The sequence below is a fragment of the Dactylosporangium darangshiense genome (genome assembly GCF_039537565.1).
GTDB classification, from domain to species: Bacteria; Actinomycetota; Actinomycetes; order Mycobacteriales; family Micromonosporaceae; genus Dactylosporangium; species Dactylosporangium darangshiense.
In genome coordinates this window covers 33,962-55,165 of sequence record NZ_BAABAT010000033.1, presented here as the reverse complement: position 1 = coordinate 55,165, position 21,204 = coordinate 33,962, and the positions used below count along the sequence as shown (strand labels likewise).

At 71.5% G+C, this 21,204-nt stretch carries 17 protein-coding genes and 1 pseudogene; 9 read left to right on the top strand and 9 right to left on the bottom strand.

The window, feature by feature from the left end; all coding sequences use genetic code 11:
- The first annotated feature begins 111 nt into the window (after positions 1 to 111).
- Positions 112 to 1,269 carry an LCP family protein gene (locus ABD901_RS40765; protein ID WP_345135884.1) on the top strand — a complete coding sequence of 386 codons (1,158 nt, stop codon included), beginning with the start codon at positions 112 to 114 and terminating at the stop codon, positions 1,267 to 1,269.
- A 157-nt stretch (positions 1,270 to 1,426) separates the two neighbouring features.
- Here ABD901_RS40765 and ABD901_RS40760 read toward each other — a convergent pair whose 3' ends face one another.
- On the bottom strand, positions 1,427 to 2,287 hold the full coding sequence (locus ABD901_RS40760; RefSeq protein ID WP_380137155.1) for an RNA polymerase sigma factor SigF: 861 nt from the start codon (positions 2,285 to 2,287) through the stop codon (positions 1,427 to 1,429).
- Between the two features lie 491 nt (positions 2,288 to 2,778).
- Between ABD901_RS40760 and ABD901_RS40755 the strand changes: the two genes are divergently transcribed.
- Positions 2,779 to 2,982, top strand: a complete 204-nt coding sequence (locus tag ABD901_RS40755) for a cold-shock protein (protein WP_190251213.1) — start codon at positions 2,779 to 2,781, stop codon at positions 2,980 to 2,982.
- A gap of 140 nt (positions 2,983 to 3,122) precedes the next feature.
- Here the strand turns inward: ABD901_RS40755 and ABD901_RS40750 are convergent, their stop codons facing one another.
- From ABD901_RS40750 to ABD901_RS40740, 3 genes are all read right to left on the bottom strand, one after another.
- Positions 3,123 to 3,401 carry a hypothetical protein gene (locus tag ABD901_RS40750; protein WP_345135881.1) on the bottom strand — a complete coding sequence of 93 codons (279 nt, stop codon included), beginning with the start codon at positions 3,399 to 3,401 and terminating at the stop codon, positions 3,123 to 3,125.
- Positions 3,402 to 3,501: 100 nt separating this feature from the next.
- Positions 3,502 to 3,825 carry an STAS domain-containing protein gene (locus ABD901_RS40745; protein ID WP_345135879.1) on the bottom strand — a complete coding sequence of 108 codons (324 nt, stop codon included), beginning with the start codon at positions 3,823 to 3,825 and terminating at the stop codon, positions 3,502 to 3,504.
- On the bottom strand, positions 3,822 to 4,190 hold the full coding sequence (locus ABD901_RS40740; protein WP_345135877.1) for an ATP-binding protein: 369 nt from the start codon (positions 4,188 to 4,190) through the stop codon (positions 3,822 to 3,824). The genes ABD901_RS40745 and ABD901_RS40740 overlap by 4 nt, the downstream gene beginning before the upstream one ends.
- A gap of 395 nt (positions 4,191 to 4,585) precedes the next feature.
- Here ABD901_RS40740 and rho point away from each other — a divergent pair.
- A pseudogene (gene rho / locus ABD901_RS40735) lies at positions 4,586 to 5,752 on the top strand (transcription termination factor Rho); the annotation flags it as partial.
- 27 nt (positions 5,753 to 5,779) lie between these two features.
- Here rho and ABD901_RS40730 read toward each other — a convergent pair.
- Entirely contained in the window at positions 5,780 to 6,640 is an 861-nt protein-coding gene (locus ABD901_RS40730; RefSeq protein ID WP_345135876.1) for a DUF2207 family protein, read from the bottom strand.
- Between the two features lie 201 nt (positions 6,641 to 6,841).
- On the opposite strand from ABD901_RS40730, the gene ABD901_RS40725 reads away from it, so the two are divergent.
- Complete coding sequence (locus ABD901_RS40725) at positions 6,842 to 7,420, top strand: class I SAM-dependent methyltransferase (RefSeq protein WP_345135875.1); 579 nt, start codon at positions 6,842 to 6,844, stop codon at positions 7,418 to 7,420.
- On the opposite strand, the gene ABD901_RS40720 is transcribed toward ABD901_RS40725, so the two are convergent.
- Complete coding sequence (locus tag ABD901_RS40720; protein WP_345135873.1) at positions 7,401 to 9,851, bottom strand: Tex family protein; 2,451 nt, start codon at positions 9,849 to 9,851, stop codon at positions 7,401 to 7,403. The two genes, ABD901_RS40725 and ABD901_RS40720, sit on opposite strands and share 20 nt — an antisense overlap.
- Before the next feature lie 150 nt (positions 9,852 to 10,001).
- Here ABD901_RS40720 and ABD901_RS40715 point away from each other — a divergent pair, with 150 nt between their 5' ends.
- Positions 10,002 to 11,825, top strand: coding sequence for a sigma-70 family RNA polymerase sigma factor (locus ABD901_RS40715; RefSeq protein ID WP_345135871.1), 1,824 nt, complete (start codon positions 10,002 to 10,004; stop codon positions 11,823 to 11,825).
- Between the two features lie 2 nt (positions 11,826 to 11,827).
- The gene (locus tag ABD901_RS40710) at positions 11,828 to 12,214 is read left to right on the top strand and encodes a hypothetical protein (protein WP_345135869.1); all 387 of its coding nucleotides are present in this window, start codon (positions 11,828 to 11,830) and stop codon (positions 12,212 to 12,214) included.
- Here ABD901_RS40710 and ABD901_RS40705 read toward each other — a convergent pair.
- Positions 12,184 to 13,398: an MFS transporter gene (locus tag ABD901_RS40705; protein ID WP_345135867.1), complete on the bottom strand. Its 1,215-nt coding sequence runs from the start codon at positions 13,396 to 13,398 to the stop codon at positions 12,184 to 12,186. The genes ABD901_RS40710 and ABD901_RS40705 overlap by 31 nt on opposite strands.
- 75 nt (positions 13,399 to 13,473) lie before the next feature.
- Here ABD901_RS40705 and ABD901_RS40700 point away from each other — a divergent pair, with 75 nt between their 5' ends.
- The gene (locus tag ABD901_RS40700) at positions 13,474 to 14,418 is read left to right on the top strand and encodes a TIGR03557 family F420-dependent LLM class oxidoreductase (protein WP_345135865.1); all 945 of its coding nucleotides are present in this window, start codon (positions 13,474 to 13,476) and stop codon (positions 14,416 to 14,418) included.
- Here the strand turns inward: ABD901_RS40700 and ABD901_RS40695 are convergent.
- The gene (locus ABD901_RS40695; protein WP_345135864.1) at positions 14,398 to 18,276 is read right to left on the bottom strand and encodes a wHTH domain-containing protein; all 3,879 of its coding nucleotides are present in this window, start codon (positions 18,274 to 18,276) and stop codon (positions 14,398 to 14,400) included. The genes ABD901_RS40700 and ABD901_RS40695 overlap by 21 nt on opposite strands.
- A gap of 144 nt (positions 18,277 to 18,420) precedes the next feature.
- Between ABD901_RS40695 and ABD901_RS40690 the strand changes: the two genes are divergently transcribed.
- A complete protein-coding gene (locus ABD901_RS40690) occupies positions 18,421 to 19,707 on the top strand; it encodes a ricin-type beta-trefoil lectin domain protein (RefSeq protein WP_345135862.1) in 1,287 nt (428 codons plus the stop codon).
- Positions 19,708 to 19,793: 86 nt separating this feature from the next.
- Positions 19,794 to 20,021, top strand: coding sequence for a hypothetical protein (locus ABD901_RS40685; protein ID WP_345135861.1), 228 nt, complete (start codon positions 19,794 to 19,796; stop codon positions 20,019 to 20,021).
- On the opposite strand, the gene ABD901_RS40680 is transcribed toward ABD901_RS40685, so the two are convergent.
- A complete protein-coding gene (locus ABD901_RS40680) occupies positions 20,018 to 20,698 on the bottom strand; it encodes a DUF6082 family protein (protein WP_345135859.1) in 681 nt (226 codons plus the stop codon). The two genes, ABD901_RS40685 and ABD901_RS40680, sit on opposite strands and share 4 nt — an antisense overlap.
- Between the last annotated feature and the right edge of the window lie 506 nt (positions 20,699 to 21,204).

Sequence of the window (21,204 nt, the reverse complement as noted above, 5' to 3'; positions counted from 1 at the left end):
GTCCGCTGGGAGGTGACGATATCGCGTCGCCCAGGTACCGTCCTTTGCGGCGTCATCCCTGTAACTGATGGTGATGGTTCACCTCTTGACCGGACAGGCAGGAGTGGGGCATTGGCGAAGGGCAACACCCGGCGGAAGGGCCGTGGTCGGCGCGACCCCGCCTGGGCCCGGCTGCTCGTGGTTTTCGGCGCGCTGATGATGATCGCCTCGGGCGGCGCGTTCGTGGTCAAGGACGCGGTCTTCGGCTTCGCGACGCGCAGCGTCCAGCGCGAGGACCTGCTGCCCGGCGAGCCGGACAGGCATGTGAGCGTGAGCGGCCCGAAGAACATCCTGCTGATCGGCATCGACCCGCGTCCCAACCAGGACCCGACCGAGGCGATCCGGTCCGACTCGATCCTGATCCTGCACATCCCGGCGTCGCACGACATGGCGTTCCTCATTTCCATTCCGCGCGACACCTGGGTCTCGATCCCCAAGTACACCAACGGCAAACGCACCTACAACGGCGGCAAGGACAAGATCAACGGCGCGTTCGCCGAGGGCGGCTACGGTCTGACCGGCAAGGACCAGCGCAAGCACGGCACCACGCTGCTCGCCAACACCATCAGGCAGAACTGGGGCATCTCCTTCGACGCGGCCGCGATCGTGGACTTCGTCGGCTTCCAGCAGGTGGTGAAGGTCCTGGACGGCGTGGACATGTACGTCGACCAGCGCACTGTCTCCGTGCACATCGGATACGACGCGCACGGCAACCAGAAGGTCCCCTTCGAGCAGAAGGAGGCCCCCAACGGCGGCACGCAGCTGATCCCGATCAAGGGCGTGACGCCGGCCGTCTACGAGGTCGGATACCAGCACCTGGCCTCCTGGCAGGCCCTGGACTACGTCCGCCAGCGCGAGACCCTGCCCAACAGCGACTACGACCGGCAGCGCCACCAGCAGCAGTTCATCAAGGCGCTGCTCAAGAAGATCGCGAGCAAGGACGTCCTGGGCAGCCCGAGCACGCTGAACAAGGTTCTCGACGTCATCGGCCACTCGATGACCATCGACACCGGCCCGATCGGCCTGGACGACTGGATCTTCGCGATGCGCGGCATCAACGGCGACGGCATGCTCACGCTGAAGACGAACAACGGCAGCTTCCATGCCTCCACGGAGCAGCCCGGCGCCGAGGCATTGGACGAGACGACCCTGGCACTGCTGGCGTCGGTGCGCGGCAACACGGTCCAGGACTTCGTGCTGTCGCATCCGAGCATCGTCGCCTCGAGCTGATGCTCTCACCTCGAACGCGTTGAGATCCGACTTTTCGGATTCTTCGTATAGGCACCGACCGTGACAAGACGCGGATGCTGACGGTTTTCGGCCTCCGCCATACGGCGAACGCCACCGCCCCGGCAGCGGGACGGTGGCGTTCGCTTTGCGGCGCGTGCTACTCGGTGATGGCGCTCAGCTCCGTGCGCAGCGTGCGCAGCGCGCCGGCCAGCAGCCGGGACACGTGCATCTGCGAGATGCCCAGCTCCGCGGCGATCTGCGACTGGGTCAGGTTGCCGTGGAAGCGCATCGCGATGATCTTCTGCTCGCGCTCCGGCAGCTTGGCCAGCAGCGGGCGCAGCGCTTCGCGGTTCTCGACGTTGCGCATGTCCGGGTCCTCGGCGCCGAGCAGGTCGCCGAGGCCGGCCGCGCCCGGGTCGTCGCTGTCGCCGGCGGGGGCGTCGAGCGAGAGCGCGCGATACGCCTGGCCGCAGTCCAGCCCCTCGATGATCTCCTCCTCGGAGACGTCGAGGCGGGCGGCGAGGTCGGCGACGGTCGGCGATCGGCCGAGGTCCTGTGCCAGGTCGCCGGAGACCTTGCTGATCTCCAGGCGCAGCTCCTGCAGTCGCCGGGGCACGCGCACGTCCCAGCCCTTGTCCCGGAAGTGGCGCTTGAGCTCGCCGACGATCATCGGGATCGCGTAGCTGGTGAACGCCGCGCCGCGGCCCGGGTCGTATCCGTCGACGGACTTGATGAGGCCCAGGTTGGCGACCTGGACCAGGTCGTCGAAGTGCTCGCCGCGGTTGCGGAAGCGCCGGGCGAGGTACTCGGCCAGCGGGATGTACAGCTCGATCAGCCGGGAGCGCACTCGGTCGCGGTCGGCGCCCGCCGGAAGGTCGGTCATCAGGGAGAGCAGCGCCCGGGCCTGCGCGTCGGTGGCGCGGGTGGTGGTGCTCGAGCCGTGCTCGCCGCTCGCGTGGGTGTGCGGGGCGTGCTCGGCGATGGCCAGATCGATGGCACGGTCGATGGAGACGGTCACGGATTCGACCCTTCTGGTGCGGGTGACCGGCGGCGGCCTGGGCGCAGACGGGTGCTGCGGCCGGAACAAGGTAAGGAGGGCAAGCGCCGCCAACGCCGGTCGGGAGTCGCTCTCGGCACCCGTTTCTTGAGTGCCGGTGCAAGACCTGCGAGGGCTCACCGGGGCCGGACCGCCGCTGCTGGACGGAGCCCCGCGCCCAAACATAACCGTTCGGACGAGGTGAGCTGACCCGACTGTACTAGATCTCTACGCTCTGCGCGAGAGGCGGGCGTAGACGACGGTCGCTATATCACTGACCGTTCAGTAGGGCAATACGCTGAGTGTCTGCAAGGTTCGGGTGTGCATTTCAGTTTGGTAGTCGATCGGGTCCGCATCGCGATACCGGGGCTGCGTTTTTACAGCGCGCAAGCTACCGTCTCCACCGTGGCGTGTGCCGTTTCAACATTGATCCGTGAGGTGCGGGTCGGGGCGCCGTCGCTAAGGAGTTACACGTGGCATCAGGCACGGTGAAGTGGTTCAACTCGGAGAAGGGCTACGGCTTCATCTCGCAGGACAACGGTGGACCCGACGTGTTCGCGCACTACTCGGCGATCCAGGCCACCGGCTACCGCGAGCTGACCGAGGGTCAGAAGGTCGAGTTTGAGATCACGCAGGGCCAGAAGGGGCCGCAGGCCGACAACATCCGCGCGGTCTGACACTACCCCAAGTCGTAGGCCGAGACCCGCTTCACGGCCGAAGGAGTAGCAAGCCCCCGTCCGAAAACCTCGGCGGGGGCTTTGCGGTGTCCAGGCCCTCTTCAGCGCCTCACGGCCGCCGAAGAGGGGCGGGGTGGTGCTCAGGCCACGGCCGCCCGGGTTTCGATGAAGATCTCGGGCGTGCACGAGTCGGCATACGCGTGGCGGGTCATCCGCAGCGCCCAGCCCATGCGGGTCATGGCGCACTCCGGGTGATCGCCGAACTCGGTGGCCATACGGGCCGCGCAGCCCTGCACGCCTATGCGCCGCAGGGTGCTCGTCACGGCGGCGCGCACGTCGGCGTCGACCGGGCACTGGGACATCTGCAGCGTGGAGGCGAAGAGCGCTTCGGCGCGAACCGCTTCGAACGTGGACTCCATGGTGGAACCTCCTGCCGGCAACTCCCTGCTGTGGTCCAGATAACTCCTGTCCAGGTGCCGGCGCGGGAACTGTCCGGTTGCTCAATGGTGATGTCGTGCATTAGCTAGAACGACCGGGGGGCAGCCCGAATTCCTCGAGCACGCCGGTGAGTTGCAGCAGTCGGTGCACCGCCGGGCTGGTGCCGGTGATGTGCAGGCCGCCGCCGACGTCCGTGTTCGCGGCCACCAGGACCTGCAGTCCCGTCGAGTCCATGAAGGTCACCCCGGTCAGGTCGAGGTCGACGCGCGATGGGCCGTGTGTGCGGATCGCTTCGCGCAGGACGGTGATCAGCTCGGGGGCGCTGGTCATGTCGAGCTCGCCGGACGCGGTCACGGTGACCGTGCCGTCCGGGGCGGGGGTGGCCAGAGCGGCGAACTCGGTCATAGCTTCTTGGTGACCTTCATGAGCAGGCCGTCGCTGTCCACGTCGACCTCATCGGCGAGGGAGCGCACGACCCGGAGGGAATGTCCGGAGGCGATCAGAGCGTTGATGTTTTCGACGGCCGCCTCGCCGGGGTGCGTGACTTCAATCACACAGCACCGCTCGTCGATGGTCGCCCGGACCTGAAACGCCACACCGACTCGCACGTGAGCGATCACGTTCGCCCATGTCTCGTTGACGATGAGGGCGATGTCTGTCCGAGCCTGTTCGGCCACGCCCAGTCCGGTCAACGCCCCGTCGAGGACGTGCCGGAGAGTGTTCATGCGGTCGAGGTCCCGCGGCAGGTCGACGGTCAGGCGAAGGTCCACAACTCAACTCATACCGCGTCGGCGGTCCGCGGAAACGTGGCTCGGCCGGCGTACGCGAAGTCGCGGGAGGCCAGCTCCCGGCACACCGAGCGGGCGCGCCACGCCACGGCGGGACTTGCCCCTGGTTGTTGTTCGGGTTACGGTCGAGCCAGTCCCGCGGATGTCGGCAATCTGCCTCCCGGGGACGCCATTCGCCACCGCGTGTCACGCTCTCGCGCAGGAAGCCAGGCGGCCACCGCACACGCAGTCCATCGCAAGCAGCGCAGGCAGGATCGTCAGGCACGCGTACCCGGAGATCCGCTTCCCATGGCCGCACAGTCCTTAGGAGGACGCATATGGCCCCAACTGAAGTGTTGGAACGCACCCCCAAGCAGAACCCCTCGGCGCAGAGCCAGGGCCGGCGGCGCACCCGCTCCGCCCAGCGCAACCGGGATCACAGCCGCCCGGCCAACCAGCCCCAACCGCCCACCTCGGGCGAGGCGCGCGACGTCGCCGGAATCGCCGACGTGTACCGCGACAAGATGATCCTGCGGGTGGACAGCTACCTGCCCGGCCCGGACGACGTCACGGTCCCGGCCGCGATGGTCCGCCGCTACGGCCTGCGCCACGGCGACGCCCTGACGGGCAGCGCCAACGGCGGCACCCTCACCCGGCTCGACACCGTCCACGGCAACGACCCCGAGTGGGCCCGCAGCCGTCCGGAGTTCAGCAAGCTCACGGCGCTGTTCCCACAGGAGCGCCTGCGCCTGGAGACCGGGCCTCGTCAGCTCACCGCCCGCCTCATCGACCTGGTCATGCCGATCGGCAAGGGCCAGCGCGCGCTCATCGTGTCGCCGCCGAAGGCCGGCAAGACGATGGTGCTGCAGGCGATCGCCAATGCCATCGCGCACAACAACCCCGAGTGCCACCTCATGGTGCTGCTGATCGACGAGCGGCCCGAAGAGGTCACCGAGATGCAGCGCTCCGTGCAGGGCGAGGTCATCGCCTCGACGTTCGACCGCCCCGCGGCGGAGCACACCGGCGTCGCCGAGCTCGCCATCGAGCGCGCGAAGCGGCTCGTCGAGCTGGGCCACGACGTGGTCCTGCTGCTCGACTCCATCACCCGGCTCGGCCGGGCGTACAACAACGCGGCCCCGGCCTCCGGGCGCATCCTGACCGGCGGTATCGACGCGAACGCGCTCTACCCGCCCAAGCGCCTGCTCGGCGCCGCGCGCAACATCGAGAACGGCGGCTCGCTGACCATCATCGCGTCCGCCCTGGTGGAGACCGGCTCGACCGGCGACACCGTCATATTCGAGGAGTTCAAGGGCACCGGCAACGCCGAGCTCAAGCTCGACCGCAAGCTCGCCGACCGCCGCGTCTACCCGGCGATCGACGTCGACGGGTCGAGCACCCGCCGCGACGACGTGATCCTGCACCCGGACGAGCTGCTCGCCGTCCAGCGGCTGCGCAAGGCGCTCGGCGCCAGCGGTCAGTCGGCCACGGAACAGGTGCTGGAGCGCCTTGCCAAGACGCAGTCCAACGCGGAGTTCCTGACGCTGCTGCTGCGCGGCCAGGCCTGATCCTCGTTCAGGAGCAGGCCCGGCCCATCAGAGGGTGACCCGCGACCGCATGAGGGCTTCCTCGGTCGGCAGCACGCCGAGCGCCGAGGCGAACGCCATCTCCCGGCCCCACGAGGCGACGTCCGCCGGGGCCAGGTCGGTCACGCCCTCCATCGCCACGAGGTGCGCCCGGTAGGCGAGCCAGCCCGCCGCGATCCGCGCGCCCTCCGGCGTGCTCTGGTCGCTCCAGCGCAGCTCGACCGCGAAGTACATGGCCAGGAACACCGCGCTCGCCGCGATGAGCGAGCCGGTGATCTGGTCGGCCAATCCCGCGTTCAGCTTGTAGGCGGCCCACATCCAGGTCGCGAACATGCACCCGGCGGGAACCACCGCCGCGCCCAGCATCACGCGCTTGGTCCGGCGGGACAGCCGCGGCCGGGACAGCCCGCGGTTGCGGGCCTCCTCGATGACCGCGCGGTAGAAGGTGCCGCGCCAGCGCCGCGCCTCCGCCCAGCTGCGAAACGCCAGGCTGGTCAGGGACGCCTCCCCGTTGACGGAGAGCTTCTGGACGCGTTCGAGGACCTGCTGCTCGTACGGCGTGAGGCTCCGCCCGTCGCCCTTGCGCAGCCGCACCGTGGTCTCGGACGGGTCCTCGCCGGGCTGGCGCAGCTCCAGGAAGCCGCGGGCGGCCAGGTCGAGCAGCGTGCTGTCGATGGCGTCCTCGTCGGAGCGCCAGCGGTTGACCATGAGGCTGACGACCGCCGGCGGCTCCTCACCCGGCGGGGTGGTCGCCTCGGCGCCCGGCTCGGGCAGCCGCGTGCGGGACCGCCACAGCGTGACGGCCGTGAGCACGACCCACACCGCCAGCGTGACGGGCACGCTGAGCTGCAGGAACGGGGGCCAATCCACGACGAACCTCCGGGCGGGCGGGGCTGGGCGGGGTGCGGGGTTGCCCAACCACAGTAGACGGTTCACCGCGCGGCCCCGCGAGGACGATCTCCTACGAGATTGCTAACATCAACCGTTAAATCAATGAAATGTCGGATATGTCGGGCGCGCCAGCGCCCGACATATCCGTAATACAGTCGGCGGCGTAATACAGTCGGCCGCGTGCTGCCGGAGATCGAGCTGGAGCTGGCCCCGCCCGGGGTGCGGCTCTTCGACGCCACCGGCGGGTACCGCAGCGACACGCCGCCGCCGTTCTGGTCGTTCGCGTGGCCGGGCGGGGTGGCGCTCGCGAGGTACCTGCTCGATCACCCGGCCGTGGTCCGGGGGCGCAGCGTCGTGGACCTCGGGGCCGGGTCGGGGCTGGTCGGGATCGCGGCGGCGCTGGCCGGTGCGAGCCGGGTCACGGCCGTCGACACCGACGCCGCGGCGCTCGAGGCCGCCGTTCGCAACGGGCGGCGCAACGGGGTCGAGCTCGAAACCGCCGAAGGGCTCGTGCCGGCCGACGTGATCGTGGCGGGGGACGTGTTCTATTCGGCCAGCGTCGCCCAATCGGTACTGAAGGTGCTGCGCGGCGCCGGGGCAGAGGCGCTCGTCGGGGATCCCGGGCGCGGGTTCCTGCCGGAGCGGCTGTTCGAGGAGCTGGCCGCGTACGACGTCCCCGTCCGGCCCGAGCTGGAGGAGGACGGGGACGTCATGCGCACGCGGGTGTGGCGGCTGAAGGCTACTTCCGGCGCTGCTTAGGCTGCTGGTCCTTCAGCGCGTCGAGGCCCTTGTCCAGGCCGGCCCGGCGCAGCGCGTCGGCCAGTGCGCCGCCGCCGGCGAACGAGTCGCGGTTGTCGCGGTTGCCGCCCCGGCCACCGCCACCGCCACCGCCGCCACCTCGCGAGTCGCCGCCGCGCGGGCGGCCGCCGCCGCCTCCGCCGCCGCCGGAGCCGCGCTCGGAGCCACGGTCGGGGCGCTCGCCGCGGGGGCGTCCGCCGCCGCCCTCGCGCGGTGCGGGGGCGGTCTCGTCCTCGAGGCGCAGGGTGAGGGAGATGCGCTTGCGCGGGATGTCGACGTCGAGGACCTTCACCCGCACGATGTCGCCGGGCTTGACCACCTCGCGCGGGTCCTTGACGAACGTGCGGGACAGCGCCGACACGTGGACCAGGCCGTCCTGGTGCACGCCCACGTCGACGAAGGCGCCGAACGCGGCCACGTTGGTGACCACGCCCTCCAGCAGCATGCCGGGGGTGAGGTCCGAGATCTTCTCGACGCCCTCGGCGAACTCGGCGGTCTTGAAGGCCGGGCGCGGGTCGCGGCCGGGCTTCTCGAGCTCCTTGAGGATGTCGGTCACGGTCGGCAGGCCGAACTTGTCGTCGACGAAGTCGGCCGGCTTGAGGCGGCCGAGCGCGGAGCCGTTGCCGATGAGGGTCTTGATGTCGCCGCCGGTGCTCGACAGGATGCGGCGGACCACCGGGTAGGACTCGGGGTGCACCGAGGAGGCGTCGAGCGGGTCGTCGCCGTCGGGGATGCGCAGGAAGCCCGCGCACTGCTCGAAAGCCTTCGGGCCGAGGCGGGCGACGTCCTTGAGCGCGCGGCGGTTGCGGAACGGGCCGTTGGCGTCGCGGTGCGCGACGATCGCGTCGGCCAGGCTGGAGCCGATGCCGGAGACCCGGGTGAGCAGCGGGGCGGACGCGGTGTTGACGTCGACGCCGACGCCGTTCACGCAGTCCTCGACGACCGCGTCGAGCGAGCGGCTCAGCTTCATCTCGGACAGGTCGTGCTGATACTGCCCGACGCCGATCGACTTCGGGTCGATCTTGACCAGCTCGGCCAGCGGGTCCTGCAGCCGGCGGGCGATGGAGACCGCGCCGCGCAGCGACACGTCGAGGCCGGGCAGCTCCTGCGAGGCGTAGGCGGAGGCGGAGTACACCGACGCGCCCGCCTCGGACACCATCACCTTCACGACGCTGAGCTGCGGGAACTGCTTGACGAGGTCGGCGGCGAGCTTGTCGGTCTCGCGGGAGGCGGTGCCGTTGCCGATCGCGATGAGCTCGACCTTGTGCTTCTGGCACAGCGCGGCCAGGATCGCGATCGACTCGTTCCACTTGTTCTGCGGCACGTGCGGATAGATCGTGTGCGTGTCGACCACCTTGCCGGTGGCGTCGACGACGGCGACCTTCACGCCGGTGCGGAAGCCCGGGTCGAGGCCCATCGTGGAGCGGGTGCCGGCCGGCGCGGCGAGCAGCAGGTCGCGCAGGTTGGCGGCGAAGACGCGCACCGCCTCCTCCTCGGCCGCCTGCCACAGCCGCATCCGCAGGTCGATGCCGAGGTGCACCAGGATGCGGGTGCGCCACGCCCAGCGGACGGTGTCGCTGAGCCACTTGTCGCCCGCGCGGCCCTCGTCGCGGATGCCGAAGCGGGAGGCGATGGCCGGCTCGTAGAGCGACGGCGCCTCCGGGTCCTGCGTCGGCTCCATCACCAGGTCGAGCATCTCCTCCTTCTCGCCGCGGAACATCGCGAGGATCCGGTGCGAGGGGAGCTTGGTGTAGGGCTCGCTGAAGTCGAAGTAGTCGGCGAACTTGGCGCCGTCGCTCTCCTTGCCCTCGCGCATCTTCGACACCAACCGGCCCTGCGCCCACATCTTCTCGCGCAGGTCGCCGATCAGGTCCGCATCCTCGGACATGCGCTCGACGATGATGGCCCGCGCGCCGTCCAGCGCCGCGGCGGCGTCGGCGACGCCCTTCTCCGCGTCGACGAACACGGCCGCGGCCGCGAGCGGGTCGACGGTCGGGTCGGCGAGCAGCCCGTCGGCGAGCGGCTCGAGCCCGGCCTCGCGGGCGATCTGGGCCTTGGTGCGCCGCTTGGGCTTGTACGGCAGGTAGATGTCCTCGAGGCGGGCCTTGGAGTCGGCCGCCATGATCTGCGCCTCGAGCGCCTCGTCCAGCTTGCCCTGGCTGCGGATCGACTCGAGGATCGCGGCGCGCCGCTCCTCCATCTCCCGCAGGTACCGCAGCCGCTCCTCCAACGTCCGCAGCTGGGCGTCGTCGAGCATCTCGGTTACCTCTTTGCGGTACCGGGCGATGAATGGCACCGTGGCCCCGCCGTCGAGCAGCTCGACCGCCGCGGCCACCTGCCGCTCCCTGACGCCGAGCTCTTCCGCGATGCGCTGGTGAATCGAGGTCGTCACGAGCAAGCATTCTGCCCCACCCGCCCCGCCGGGGCCCAGCAGCCACAACGGCAAGTGCCGGATTTGGTCCGTCACGGAAAGTAGTTTTCTCGAACTTGTTATTGACCCGGCGTGCCCACGTCTCCTGAATAAGTTCGACAGGAGGCGCTGATGAGCACGGCGACGGTGATCGCGGCCAGGGGCGGCGACCAGCGGGCACTCGATGTCCTGGTCGGCGAGTACCTCCCGCTGATCTACAACATCGTCGGGCGCGCGTTGCAGGGGCACGCCGACGTCGACGACGTCGTGCAGGAGACGATGCTGCGCATCGTCGACGGCCTTCCCCGGCTGCGCGAGCCGGACAGCTTCCGCTCCTGGGCGGTCGCGATCGCGATGTCGCAGGTCCGCGACCGGCACCGCCGCCAGGTGCAGGCGCCGCTCGTCGGCGACCGGGCCGACCCGACCGACACCGCCGACCCCGGCGCCGACTTCGCCGACCTGGCGATCACCAGGCTGCGCCTGTCCGGGCAGCGCCAGGAGGTCGCCGAGGCCACCCGCTGGCTCGACCACGACGACCGCGAGCTGCTGTCGCTGTGGTGGCTGGAGGCGGCCGGGCAGCTCGACCGCGAGGAGGTCGTCGAGGCGCTGCACCTGACCCGCCAGCACGCGGCCGTGCGCATCCAGCGGATGAAGGCGCAGCTCGACGCGGCCCGGGCGGTCGTGCGGGCGCTGGCCGCCCGGCCCCGCTGCCCGGAGCTCAACGGGGTGCTGCACAGCTGGGACGGGCGCCCCACGGCGCTGTGGCGCAAGCGCCTGGCCCGGCACACCCGCGAGTGCCGGCAGTGCGACCGCGCCTGGATCGACATGATCGCCGCCGAGCGGCTGCTGGCCGGCATCGCCATGGTGCCGGTGCCCGCCGCGTTGGCCGCCATGACGTTCGCCGGCGGCTCGACGGGCGCGATCACGGGTACCGTCGCGACCGTCAAGGCCGGCGGGCTCAAGGCGATGATCACCGGGTGGGTCGCCGCCTCCAAGCCGGCGCTGGTCGGCCTGGCCGCGACCGTCGCCATCGCCGGGACCGCCGGCGCGGTGTACGTCGCCACGCAGGGCGAGGAGAAGCCCGCCGTGACCGCCGCCGCGTCCGAGTCGGCCGCGCCGCCGCCCCCGGTCGGCAGTGCCGCCGCGCCGAGCGCGGTGCCCAGCAGCACGCCGCCGAGCCCGACGCCGTCCAAGACCACCGTGGCGGCGCTGCCGCCGGCGACCAAGAGCGCGAAGAAGGGCGTCAGCACCAACGACAAGTTCGGCTCGAACAACGCACCGGCGATCCGGGACGTGAAGGCCGGCTGGTACTACGACTGGTCGCCCAGCCCGGTCGCGAACGTCTCCGGCGTCGAGTTCGTGCCGATGGTCTGGGGCGGCGGCAACGTCGCCTCCGACCTGGCCAAGGCGAAGGCCAACGGCAAGACGCTGCTGGCGTTCAACGAGCCGGACCTCAAGGAACAGTCGAACATGAGCCCGCAGCAGGTGCTCGACCTGTGGCCGCAGCTGCAGGCGACCGGCATGCGGCTGGGCAGCCCGGCGCCGGCCTACGGCGCCGACACCCCCGGCGGCTGGTTCGACCAGTTCATGACCGGCATCAAGCAGCGGGGCTACCGGGTCGACTTCATCACCCTGCACTGGTACGGCGGCGACTTCTCCGCCAACGCCGCGAACCAGCTCAAGTCGTACATCCAGAACGTGTACAACCGCTACCACCTGCCGATCTGGCTGACCGAGTACGCGCTGATGCGCTTCGACAACGGCACCGTCTACCCGTCGACGGACCAGCAGGTGGCGTTCGTGAACAGCTCCACGGCGATGCTGCAGGGGTTGTCCTACGTCGAGCGCTACAGCTGGTTCCTGCTGTACACGAGCAAGTCCGGCGACACCGGCCTCTACAGCAACGGCACCACCCCGACCCAGGTGGGAGCCGCCTATCGAGCCGCAGGAGGATGACCATGGATGCGAGATCGAGCGGGGCCGCCACGCTGCTCGGCGCATTGAACGAGGCGTGCGAGGACTTCCAGCGGTACGGCCAGCAGATCGCCGCCACGCACCGCCCGCTGCACTGGGAGCTCATCGGCCGCTTCGGGCCCGGCGAGGCGGCCTTCGCGCTGGTCGGGGTGGTGCTGCGCTACGAGCGCACCACCGTGGACCTGGGCGTGGACGTATGGGTGCGCGAGGGCGCGTTCGAGGTCAGCGGCTACGGCACCGTCGACGGCCGGCGCCTGCTCATCGACCTGCCCGACGTGCTGACCGAGGACATCGACGTCGCCATCCGGACGCTGCGGGAGTACACCCGCCGCCTCTGCTCCTATCGCAGCGTGCTGGACGACGTGGCGTAGGCGCCCAGCCCCGCCCGTGCGCGCAGCCGGACGAGCACCGCGACCAGCCCGAGCGCCGCCGTGGCCGCACCGCAGGCCACGAGCGTCGCCGCCGGGCCGGCCGCCTGCACCAGCGGCGCGCCCAGCAGCGTGCCCAGCGGCGTGGAGATCACGAGCACGACGCCGCGCGCGGCCAGCACCGGCGGCAGCCGCTCGGCCGGCACCGCGCGCTGGAACAGCGACACGCTCGTGGCCGGGTACGGCGACCAGGCCAGCCCCGCCAGCGCCAGCGTGAGCAGGTCCGCCCAGCGCGGCAGGCCCATGCCCAGCGGCATGAGCAGCAGCCCGAAGGCGATCACCGAGCCGATGGTGGCCGGCCACAGGGGCAGCCGCGGCAGGTGCCCGGTGGCGATCGCGCCGATGACCGCGCCGATGCCGAAGCAGGTGTACAGCATGCCGATCTCCTGCGCCGAGGACGCGAACAGCGGCATCGCCACCGGCAGCGGCCCGAACAGCAGGAAGAACCAGAACGACAGCACGGTCAGGCCGAGCAGCTCCCGGTCGCGGCAGATGGTCGCCAGGCCCGCCGAGCGGTGCTCCGGGCTCGGCAGCGGGGCTCGCGCGCGCACCGCCGCGAAGCACACCGCCAGCGCCGCGAACGTCGCGGCGTCCACGGCCAGCACCGCCGGGGCGCCGAGCGCGCCGATGAGCAGCCCGGCGAGGATCGGCCCGGCCACCGTCGAGGCCTCCGTGATCAGCGTGAGCAGCGCGTTCGCCGGCAGGTGCAGGTCGGCCGGCAGCACCTGGGCGACCAGCGTGTACCGGCCGGCCGAGCCCCACGCCGACAGCAGCGCCGAGCCCGCGAGCAGGGCGGCGTAGCGGCCGATGGTCAGCGCGTCAAAGGCCGCCAGCAGTGGTACCGCGCCCAGGAACACCGCCCGCAGCAGCGCGTCGAGGGCCACCAGGTGCGCGCCGCCCCGCCCGCGCAGCAGCGGCGCGAGCACGATCGCACCGAGAGCGCCCGGCAGCGTGTACGCGGCGATGGCCAGCCCCACCCACAGGCCGCGCTGGTGGTGCGGCGCGTACTGCACCGCGAGCCACCCGATCGCGACCGCGCTCATCCCGTCGCCGATCGCGGAGAGGGCGAGGCCGGGCAGGACTCGGCCGAACACCCGGTCCCGCACCACCGGCCAATAGGGAGACATCGATCAATTCTGTCCCATGGGCTGGCGCGCGGTCGACAACTGCGTAAGCCAGGCCACAGCGGGTACCGCACGGGCATGGTGAACTTCGGGTACACGATGATGTGCGAACAGGCCGGCCCGACGCAGCTCGCCGACGACGCGGTGCGCGCCGAGCAGGCCGGCTTCGACTTCGCGGCGGTCTCCGACCACTACAACCCGTGGCTCGGCGAGCAGGGCCACTCGCCGTTCGCCTGGTCGGTGCTCGGCGCAGCGGCCTACGCCACCCACGAGATCGACCTCATGACGATGGTGACGTGCCCGACCCGGCGGTACCACCCGGCGGTGGTCGCCCAGCAGGCCGCGACGATCGGGGTCATGTCGCAGGGCCGCTTCACGCTCGGCCTGGGCGCGGGTGAGAACCTCAACGAGCACGTCGTCGGCGCCTGGCCGCACCGCACCCAGCGGCACGAGATGCTGGCCGAGGCGATGGAGATCATCGAACCGCTGCTGGCCGGCGAGTCCGTGCGCCACTCGGGCACCTTCTACGACGTGCCCGAGGCGCGGCTGTGGGACGTGCCGACCGACGGCGTGCCAATCGTCGTGGCCGTGTCCGGCCCGGAGTCGCTGGAGCTCGCCGACCGGGCCGACGGGGTCGTCGTCGTGCAGCCCGACGCGTCGCTGCGCCGCCCCGGCCGGCCGTTCTACGGACAGGTGGCGCTGTGCTACGGCCTCGACGAGTCCGAGTGCCGCAAGCGGGCGGTCGACCAGTTCCGCTGGTTCGGCCTGCAATGGCCGGTCATGGCCGAACTGCCCGATCCGCGCGCCTTCGACGCCGCCGCGACGTTCGTCACCGAGGACGACGTCGCGTCGGCGATCCCGTGCGGCCCCGACGTCGACAAGCACGTCGAGGCCGTCCGGCGGTTCGTCGAGGCCGGGTGCACGCACGTCGCGCTGCTGCAGATCGGCGGCGAGCACCAGGGCGACTTCATCGAGTGGTCCCGCTCCGAGCTGCTGCCGGCCCTACACGCCGCCGGGGCGTAGCCGCGGCAGCCGGGTGTCCACGTCCGGCACGGAGTAGCCCAGCGCCCGCAGCCGGGTGCTGACCTCCTCGATCGGCTTGCGGATCTTCTGCGCCGCGGCCAGCAGGTGGTTGAGCGGCACCGGCTGCGAGGCGTCCAGCCACGGCCGGGAGCCGTCCAGGTCGGTGCTGGCCAGCAGCAGGTCGTTCGGCTTCACCGAGTCAACGGCGATGCTGGTGAGGTCCACGTCGACGGTGTACCCCAGCGTCTCCAGCCGGGCCGCGATCTCGTGCACGGGCCGGCGCACCCGCCGTGCCGCCTGCAGCAGGTGCGGCAGCGGCACCTGCTCCTCGAGGTCCAGCCAGGGCTGCGAGCCGTCCAGGTCGCGGCTGGTGATGAGCAGGTCGTCCGGCTCCACCTGGTCCAGCGACGGGCCGGCGCCGTGCAGGCTCACCGCGTAGCCCAGGAACGTCAGGCGCGCGGCGATGTCGTGCACGGTGCGCCGGGTCCGCTGCGCGGCGCGCAGGATGCGAATCGTCGGCACCGGCTTCATCGGGTCGAGCCAGGGGTCCGACCCGTCGAGGTCCTCGCTGGTGATGGTGAGGTCGTCGGGCTCCAGGTGGTCGATGAGGATCGCGTCCGGGTCGATGTCCACGCGGTACCCGCACGCCGCCAGCCGCGCCGCCACCTCCCGCACCTCGCGGCCGGTCGACTCGGCCGCGCGCAGCAGGTGGATCAGCGGCACCGGCCGCGACGAGTCCAGCCACGGCTGCGAGCCGTCCAGGTCGCGGCTGGCCAGCTGCAGGTCCTCCGGCTCGAGCTTGACCACCTCGATCGCGTCGAGGTTGCCGCCCAGCCGGAAGCCGAACGAACGCAGCCGCGCGGCCACCTCGGCGACCGGGCGGGACGTGCGCTCGGCGGCGCGCAGCACGTGTACCGGAGCGACCTCCTCGGCCAGGTCCAGCCAGGGCGACGTGCTGTCCAGGTCGCGGGAGATGAGCACGAGGTCGTCGGGCTCGGTGACCAGCGAGTCCCAGCCGCTGTCGAGCGGATAGCCCAGTAGCGCCAGGCGGGCCGCGGTCTCGTCGGCCGGCAGCGCCACCTTGTGCGCGGCGCGCAGCAGGTGCAGCAGCGTCACCGGCTCGCGCGGGTCGAGCCACGGGTGCGAGCCGTCCAGGTCGCGGCTGGCGATGATGAGGTCCTTCGGCCCGAACTGCTCCAGCGGCAGCACGTCGACGTCGACGTCCACGTCGAAGCCCAGCTGCCGCAGCCGCGCCACCACCTGGTGCACGCTCCGGCCGGTCTTGTGCGCCGCACGCAGCAGGTGCACGAGGTGCACCGGCTGGTCGGGCTGCAGCCACGGCCGGGTGCCGTCCACGTCGCGGCTGGTGAAGATCAGGTCGTCGGGGTCGACGCCGACCGCCTCGGCGCCCACCGACGGCTCGAAGCCCAGCGTTGACAGCCGCGCCGCGACCTCCGGCGCCGAGCGTCCGGTCTTGCGCGCGGCCCGCACCAGGTGCACCAGCGGGACGATGTCGACCGGGTCCAGCCACGGGCCGGTGCCGTCGACGTCGACGCTGAGCAGCAGCGCGTCCGAGGGCCGGGAGCGCAGCGCGCGGCGCCAGTCCGGGCCGGGCTTGAGCACCTTGCGATAGCGCCCGCCGGCCGCGAGCGCCGTCAGCCGCCACTCGACCAGCTCGTCCGGGCCTCCGACCGGCCCGTCGTTGGCTACGAAGCAGCCGGTGATCGCGGCGTCGACGGTCTCGCCGTCCATCTCCCACTTGCCGTGGCCGCGCTCGATCGCCTGCTCGAAGATCAGGTCGGCGACCAGCGGGCGCACCGGGGCGAGCCGGCACAGCCAGTCGTAGCCCAGCAGGGTCGTGCCCGGGGCGGTCAACGCCGGGACCGCCTCCCAGAGCAGGCGGTCGACGTCGTCCTCGCGGTACGCCAGGATCTTCGTGCGGTCGACCGACAGCCGCGGCGCGAGGTCGCGGTTGAGGTTGACCACCGCGCCGAAGATCTCCTTGCCGGCGTAGAGCCCGTCGGCCAGCAGCGCGCCGTTGCCCTTGCACCACCACACCCGCGAGCCTTCGGCGGCCACGAACCCGCCGCCGACACCTTCCTCCTCCTCGTCCTCGTCGTCGATCGCGGAGGCCGCCGTGGACAGCTCGCCGGGGGCCCAGTGCTGGCTCTGCACGCCGTCGTTGGCCTCGGTGGCGAACTCGGCCACCCACAGCAGCTTGCGCAGCTCCTCGACCGAGCCGACGGTGATCCCCTCGCGCAGGTGCAGCCGGACCGTCGTGCCGGTCTCGGTCCCCGGCCCGAGGTCCTGGATGCGGAACAGGCTGCCGGGGCCGGCGATCGACACCCGCAGCCGCTCGCCGGCCTGCCCGTCGCGGCCCATCCGGCACGTCTCGACGGTCAGCTCGTCGGCGAGCATGAAGTAGCTGAGCACGCCGATGCCGAAGCGGCTGTTCGGGTACAGCTGGACGGGCGGGTCGAGGCGGCCCCATTCGGCCTGCTCTTCGAGGAACTCCGGCAGGTCCGCCAGGCGCACGCCGGCCTGCGAGAACACCTCGCTGAGCTCGCGCACGCCCATCCCGATGCCGTTGTCGGAGCAGTCGAGGTAGCCCCGGCCGTGCTCGTCGACGCCCTGCACGAACCGGATCCGCCCGTCCCAGGGCAGCGTCCGGTCGTGCGCGCGGGTGAGGTACTCGGTGCGCGCCTCGCGGTAGCGGCAGGCGTCCAGCGCGTTCTGGTACAGCTCCCGGATGGCCAGCGCCGGATCGCCGTACAGCTGCTCGCCCATGAGCAGCTCCCGCACCCGGTCCTCGGCGAGGCGGAAGCGCACGCCGGCCGACTGGTATGCCGGCACGCCGTCGCGCACCAGCGGGCCCACGTCGTCGGTCGCCGCCCGGTTGGGCAGGTTGCGCAGCGGCGCCAGCGTCTCGTCCCGCGCCGCCGCCCGCTGCGCCTCGGCCAGCAGCTGGTTGAGCGTGTCGATGTGCGCGCGCAGCGCCACCTCGATCGAGGGGTGCGCGCAGGCAGCGCTGAGCACCAGCGTGGCGCCGCGCGCCTCCCAGTGCCCGCCGCGCACGGTGTCGCGCACCTGGCCCGCGGTGACCGGGTCGCCGATGCCCAGGTGCTCGCCGATGACCTCGGGCATCACCGTCACCTCGATCGCCAGCCCCCGCGCGATGGCCAGCAGGAACGCGACCATCCGCTCGCGGACCTCGCCGTGGCGCGACAGCAGCGACTCGGGCCGGTCGTGCCGGTTGAGGAACGCCGGGTCGGCCCGGATCGCGCGCAGCATCTCCGCCGTGCGCGGGTCGGCCGCGAAGCCGGTCAGCTCGGCGATGGTGTCCGGCCGGTACGCCTGGGGGCGCCGCCCGATCCACCGGTGCAGCAGCCACCACCCGAGCTCCGCCGCCGTCTCCCGGCGCCCGGCGCGGATCGCGGCCAGGGCGCGCCGGTGCGGCTGCGCATACGTCTGCGAGAACCGCTCGAACGCGGCCCGGTCGCTCGTGGCGTCCTGGGAGGGCTCCAGGTCGCCGGGCTCGACGCCGCGCTCCCGGGCCGCAAGGCCCGCCCACAGGGCGTCGTGCAGCAGCGGTACCGCAACCAGGAGCACCGCCTCGTCGCCGGTCAGCGACACGTCGTCCGGCAGCAGCTCGACCAGCCGCGCCACCTGCCGCGACATGCGGGCGGCGAAGTCACTGTCCTGCCACGGATCGTCGCCCAGCGCCTCGGCGGATTGTCTGTGCTTCGCGGCGAGCTCGCCGGCCAGCGCGACGGCCCGGTCACGGTGCGTCGCCGCGTCCGAAACGCGACCCCACACCGTATGCTGCGCCACGATCGTTTCCCAGCCCTCTGGCACCATGCGGGAAAACTTACCGGCCGACCGCAACGCGCCGCGCCCATACCGCGCGTCATCCGGATGTGGACCAATGGACGGTAGAGCTTTGTTGCTCGCGCAAGCTACGGTGCTCCGGGCAATACCGGCCACTGCAGGGGGAGTTTCGGCATGTCCGTCGCTGGAGACGGGAAAGACGCGGGCGAATCGGGCGACTCGGCGTCCGCGGAGTCCTCGCGCACCCGCCACCGCGTGCCGCCCGCGGCCTCGACCGCGGCAAAGGTCCTGCCCGAGCCCTTCACGCCGACCAAGCCGACGATCCCGGCGATCCCGCACCAGCGCCGCCCCGACGGCCCGACGGCGATCGCCACCGCGTCGATCCCCGACCCGGCGACGGTCGGCACCCTTGCCGGCGAGGCCCGCGCGGATGCCGGCGACGCGCGCAACCTGGAGTTCATCGTCACACTGCCCGGCACCGACTCCTACCCGACGGTCACGAACGACCCCGATCTCGTCGCCGCCGACTCCGACGCTCCCGCTCCCGCGGAGCCGGAGGACGTGGAGACGGTCGAGGGTGAGCTCATGGAGCCCGGCGCACCCCCCACGATGGCCGCGGACGACTCGCCGACCGTGGCCGACGTGGCCCCCGCGTTCGCCATCGTCGCCGAGGAGGACCCGGAGGACGCCGAGGACTACCGCGGCACCCGCCGGCGCACCGGCCGGTGGCGGCGTCTCCCGGTCGGCGCCCTGGCGGTCGCCGTGCTCATCCTGCTCATCACCGGCGCCGTGGCCATCCCGATCCTGCGCTCCGGCAACTCCGGCGGCTCGCACGACAACGGCCTGCCCGGCCGCGTCCCCGGCGTGGACGTCTCCGGCCTGCCCGAGCCCGCCGTGGCCGGCGCCCCGTCGGCGGACGACTCCGCGAGCGACGGGTCCTCCCCGACCGCTTCGGCGTCGCGCACCCGCTCGGCCTCGGCCGCCGCGTCGCGCGGCTCCTCCCCGTCGGCGGCCGCCACCTCGGCCAGCGCCGCCCCGAAGCCCCCGCCGCCGCCCGCCCAGCCCGCGAGCGGCCGCCTGCACGGCGAGCAGTCGGGCCTGTGCATCGAGTTCCGCACGACCCGCAACAGCGTCATCCTGATCCTGGACAACTGCGACGCACAGGCATCGAACCAGCACTTCCGCGTCCAGGGCGACCTCAGCACCGGCGCCGCCCTGCTCACCGACGGCGGCTGGTGCGTGGACGTGCAGAACGCGGGCACCGGCAACGGCAACGCGGTGTGGGTCTACAAGTGCAACAACACCCCGGCGCAGCGCTGGATCCGCCACCCGAACAACACCTGGGAGAACCCGGTGTCGCACCGCTGCCTGGACGCCGCCAACGGCGGCACGGCACCCGGCACCCCCTTGATCATCTGGGACTGCAAGGCCACCGACAATCAGATCTGGACGATGTCCTGATTTGTTGTTGATTGCGCGGACATGGTACGTTTTTTCGGTTTTGGCGGCTTGCAGCGCCTACCCACGAAGGACGAGTTGACCAGCCAATGCGCCGTCTGGGTTCCACGCCTCGTGAACGAGGCTCCCGCGAAGAGCTCAGCTGTCCCGACATCTTCGAGCTGCCCGACGGGCGGTTCGCGGTGATCGGCACCGATATGACCGGGGAGCTGCACGGCATGCTCCCGCCCGACGCCGGCGTGGCGAGCTACGAGCGCATCGTCGTCATCACCCGCGACACACTGCTGCACGCGAAGCGGGACATCCCCGACTTCTAGCCCCACTCGGGCCGGGTCGCCTGGTACGCCGCCTCGACAAGGGCATCGAAGTCGCCCTCGGGCGTGCCGGGCGGCCGGGCGGCCTGGCGGAATTCCCGGACCATCGCCCAGAACTCGCGCATCAGCGGGTTCTGGAACTGGTCGGCCAGTATCGCGCGCAGGTACTGCTCGTCGCGGTCGCCGAGGCGGTACACCAGGTTGTAGTGCCCGAGCACGAGGTTGGCGAAGAATAGCTGCTTGAGCCGCCGCGGCGGAATGTTCGGGTCGAAGCGCGACCAGACGTCGGCGAGGTCCGGGTCGCCGATGGCGAGCTCGGCGAGATGGACGTGCAGCGCCCGCACGTCGGCCTCGGACGAGCGGTGCAATTCGCGCTGGGACTGCTCGGCGGCCTCGCGCTGCATGCGCAATTCCGCACGTTGCATCCGCAGCTCGTTGAACTGCACCCAGAGGGTCGCCCCGACCACGATCAGGGCGAAGACCGAGAAGATCCCGTTGACCACCGCGAAGGCGTCGCTGAGCTCGCCCCAGCCACGCGGCGCCCGCATCCCGGTGACCAGCTCGGCCGCCCCGACACTGGCCAGGCCCAGTATGCCCGCGGCCAGCGGCGCACCGAGGCACAGCCCCGCGACGACCATCCACCGCGCCGAACCGGCGCGACCGGCGAAATTCCTGCCCATCGCCCACCCGACCCCACCAAGAAGGCTTCACCCGGCGCGGGAACCGGGTGACCAAGGTTCCATCATGGGCGCGTCAGGACGGGTTTACGAATCGGATTCCGTGACTGTCGATGAATGAATAGTGAATGAGTCAAAAAGCGACACCGCACGCGACAACATCATCTGCAATTGACCGAGCTCATCGTACACCGACGTTCTCCCGTCGCATTAGCACGTGCATTTCCGGGCGCGCCGGCCGGAGCCTGGCGTCGCCGAGACGTTCGGTGGTCTGCGCGACACGGAGTCGGTCCATCTGTACGGGTCCTGGGCGGCGCGATACCACGGCGAGCCCGGCCCGCCGCCGCTCGAGTATCCGGCGCGACCGGAGGTGCCACGTCGGACGCGGAGGTTGCCGAGGCGCACGCGGCGGCGCGAGCGATGGTCGAGGCGGCGGGCCGGATCGTCGGGCATCTCGGGCATTTCCCTGTGATCGGGGTGAATCTTGGGGACTGTTGCGGCGGGCGGGT